This window comes from Streptomyces milbemycinicus (assembly GCF_002154605.1).
GTDB lineage: Bacteria > Actinomycetota > Actinomycetes > Streptomycetales > Streptomycetaceae > Streptomyces > Streptomyces milbemycinicus.
In genome coordinates, this window is the sequence record NZ_MUNE01001107.1 from 1 (window position 1) to 424 (window position 424).

At 66.0% G+C, this 424-nt stretch carries 1 pseudogene; it reads right to left on the reverse strand.

The annotated features are described in order from the left end of the window. A pseudogene (locus tag CCN51_RS54090) lies at nt 1-87 on the reverse strand (transcriptional regulator); the annotation flags it as partial. Nucleotides 88-424 lie beyond the last annotated feature (337 nt).

The window sequence follows — 424 nt, forward strand, 5'->3', positions numbered from 1 at the left end:
GGCGGGCATGCCCGCCGCCTCGCGCATCTTGCGCAGCTCAACTCCCAGGCGCACCTGGCGTGCTGTGGGGTTACTCCTCGGCGGCATCGAGCCCTTCTCCCGGTTTGCTCATGAGTGTGCCGCTCCACCCTGCCACGGTCCACACTCGGTGTGATGACTTTCGCGGACATGGTTGCGACGGTGCATGCATGGCCTCTACGGTCTGTGATGTAACTCTCACGCACTGCTCACGAGAGAAGCCACCGCATGGGCAATACCAGGCCGAACCGCCCCCACTCGTACACGCTCTACTGCCCGCCCCTCGAAACATCCCCCGGCATCGCCCGCGACTTCGTCACGTCCGTCCTGCGTCGCTCAGGGCTCAACGACGCAGTCGACACCGCGGCACTGTGCACCGCCGAACTCGCCGCCAACGCCTACGGCC